Annotated in this window: 2 protein-coding genes and 1 pseudogene; 2 read left to right on the forward strand and 1 reads right to left on the reverse strand. The window is 76.8% G+C overall.

Annotation, left to right across the window (positions count from 1 at the left end):
• Both ABZ885_RS38570 and ABZ885_RS38575 read left to right on the forward strand, forming a co-directional pair.
• Positions 1-187 (forward strand): annotated as a pseudogene (locus tag ABZ885_RS38570) (hypothetical protein); the annotation flags it as partial.
• A gap of 222 nt (positions 188-409) precedes the next feature.
• A complete protein-coding gene (locus ABZ885_RS38575; protein WP_360199477.1) occupies positions 410-871 on the forward strand; it encodes an SsgA family sporulation/cell division regulator in 462 nt (153 codons plus the stop codon).
• Positions 872-985: 114 nt separating this feature from the next.
• Here ABZ885_RS38575 and ABZ885_RS38580 read toward each other — a convergent pair whose 3' ends face one another.
• On the reverse strand, positions 986-1,822 hold the full coding sequence (locus tag ABZ885_RS38580) for a sigma-70 family RNA polymerase sigma factor (RefSeq protein WP_360199479.1): 837 nt from the start codon (positions 1,820-1,822) through the stop codon (positions 986-988).
• Positions 1,823-2,881 lie beyond the last annotated feature (1,059 nt).

The following is a 2,881-nucleotide window of genomic DNA, read 5'->3' on the forward strand; positions in this document are numbered from 1 at the left end:
ACGACGGGTACGAGTACCCGTTCGTCCTGATCGCCATCGGCGCGGCGCTGGCCGCCACCGGCCCCGGACGGGGTCGGTCGACGGCGCCCTCGGCCTGGCGCACTGGCCGCTGTGGTGGCTGCCGCCGGCCGTCACCGCCGGGGTGGGCGGCGGCCTGGCCACCCGGTTCGCCCTGCACCGGGCCTGACCGCGGCAACACCCCCGGAGATCGAGGGCGCGCCGCACGGCCTGCCGTGGACCCGCGCCGAGGAGGTCGACGCGGCGCTGCCGGCCGTCCTCGCCGAGCAGGGCCCCCGACCCGGACGGCCGCGGCACCCCCGGCTGCGGCCGTCCGTCCCCCACCGGTGCCGCCGTCACCGTCCCGGCCCCGGACGGCGAGGGCGGCACCGGCGCCGACCCAGGAGAATCGATGCCCGCCCACCACTCCGCCTCCGGCCCCCGGCCCCGCCCGGAGGCCACCAGCACCGGAATCGTCCTCGGCGCCCGGCTCGTCCTCGGCGAGCACGAGTCCGTGGACGTCCCGGTCCGCTTCGACTACCGCAGCGACGACCCGCTCGCCGTCGCGCTCGAGTTCCTCGGGCCCGCGGCGGAAGCCGGCACCTGGTGGTTCTCCCGCGACCTCCTGTGGGAGGGACTGCAGAAACCCACCGGCCTCGGCGACGTGCGCATCTGGCCGCCGTGCCCCTGCCACGGCCGCACGTCCCTGCGCGTCATGCTCCAGGGGGGCGACGGCGGCGCGGTCCTGGTCGGCCTCCCGGCCCGGCAGGTGCGCCGCTGGCTCCGCCGGGAGAGCTTCGCGCTGGTGCCCCGGGGGTCGGAAAGGAGCCTGCTCGACTGGGACGGCGCACTGGACGCCCTGACGACCGGCTGACCTCCTGGCCCCGGCGGCGGACCCCGGCCGCCCGCGGTGATCGGCGCCACCGCCGCCACCGGCGGACGGAAGGGTCCTGCCGCACGGAGCCGCCCGCGTGCCGGGGCCGGCTCCTCACCGCCGCCGGACCGGGCGCCGGCGCCGCCGCGCGGCCTCGGGGCCCGGGACCGCCGACGCCGTCTCCACCGCACGGTGACTGGCACGCTCGACCTCCCCCGCCACCCGGGCGCACCGCTCGCAGCTCTCCAGGTGCCGGGCCAGGTCGGGTCCGCGCCGCCGGCCGGGGCGGCGGATGGCGTCGGCCAGCCGCGAGGTGAAGTAGCGGCAGGCCGGCTCGGCCGGCCCGGCCGCGTCCTCGCGCAGGTAGGCCTCGCGCAGCCCCTCCCGGGCCCGCGCGGCGAGGGAACGCACCCCGCTCGGCGTCATCCCCATGCGCTGCCCGACGGCGGCGGCCGACTCCCCCTCCACGACGGTGAGCCAGAGGAGCGCCTGCCACCGCTCGGGAAGGGAACCGTAGGCCTTGGCGACCAGGGCGTTCTCCTCGGTGGCGAGCAGCTCGGCCTCGGTCTCCGCATCCCCGGCGAGGTGCTCGACCCAGGTCTCGAAGTCCTCCGGCAGCAGCACGCGACGGGTGAAGTGCCTGCTCCACTCCATCGCGGTGCGGCGGACACAGGCCATCAGGTAGGGGCGCCAGGCGTGGCGCGGTCCGTGGCCACGGGACACCGACACGTACGTACGGGCGTAGGCCTCGGCGGCGAGGTCCTGCGCGGTCTGCGGGTCGCGGCAGTAGCCGCGTGCGTAGGCCAGCACCGCGCCGTGGTAGCGGGTGAAGACCTCGGCCATCACTTCTCCGACACGGGAGGTGTCGGCGGCGGTCGCGGCGGGAAGGACCGCGGAGAGCTCGACGTCGCTCAAGGTACTCAGACCCAGTCCGTAGTCGTCGGAACGCACGGTCAAGGTGTTCTCCTCAGGTCTGGTTGCCCCGTGGAGGGATGGTCGCGCGCACCGGGGGGTGCGGCGCCGCACGGGGCCGGGGGAGATCGGGGCTCGGTTGTCGGCGAGGCGGGTCAGGCGCGGCGCTGCACCTGACGGCTCTTGACCGGACCTGGCACGGGGGGGCGCCCGGTCCGGGAGGGGACGTGTCGATGTCGATGCCCTCGGCCTGCCCGGGTCGGCTGCACCGGTGACGGACGGCTGCCGCGCCGTCGGGAGGCGGTGGAGGGTGGTCCACAGCACACCAGCCGGACGGCGTTCCGGCAATCGTCTCCATGCCCGCCACCTGCCCGCCCATTCCCAAACCGAATAGCGCGCAGCGCCCGCCGAGCCGGGTCCGCGGCTGCCCGGCCGCTCGGCGGCCCGCGTCTGCGCAGACCTCGGGGTCCCGCCCGGCCCCGGCTCGGATTCGGCGCCCCGGGCGTAACAGAAATCCCAATTCGGGTTTGGCATGTTCCGAATCCGTCTCGTGACGCAACCGATGACACCGTGACGGGTGAGCGGTGTCCGTCTGCCGGTACCTGTCACATCGCCAGGAGGCTTTTCGTCAGCCGGTGTTCGGCTCGTCGCCGTCGACGGGACGGAGCGCGGACACCCGCGCCGAGCCGGGTGAGGTGATGAAGGCGCGGAACGGACGGTGGCGTGAGCACGGCACGGACGCGATGCGGGCGCGATGCGGGCGCGGTGGAGCCGGAGGCGCGATGCCGGGGCTCCACGGCCGGCGGGACCACTCCGGGCACCCCGCGTCCCGCCACGCACTCCGGGCCGGTGGCCGGGCCCCTCCCGCGCCGTCACCGGCTGCACCGGCCACGTGGCACGCACGCGGGCCTCAGGAGGGCGGCCAGGGTGCCCGCGAACCTCAACGGGGCCGCTGCGGGCAGGCCATGGCGGCTGTCCGCCGCGTCGGCGCGCCTACCGCGGCACCGTTCCCCGGCCCTGCCGCTCCTCGACGCCTGCTCCCCCGGGGCCCTTCGGCTGCCGGGGCACCGACGCGCCCGCCCCGGCTCCGGCGCCCAC

This window comes from Kitasatospora sp. NPDC047058, from assembly GCF_040643935.1.
GTDB lineage: Bacteria > Actinomycetota > Actinomycetes > Streptomycetales > Streptomycetaceae > Kitasatospora.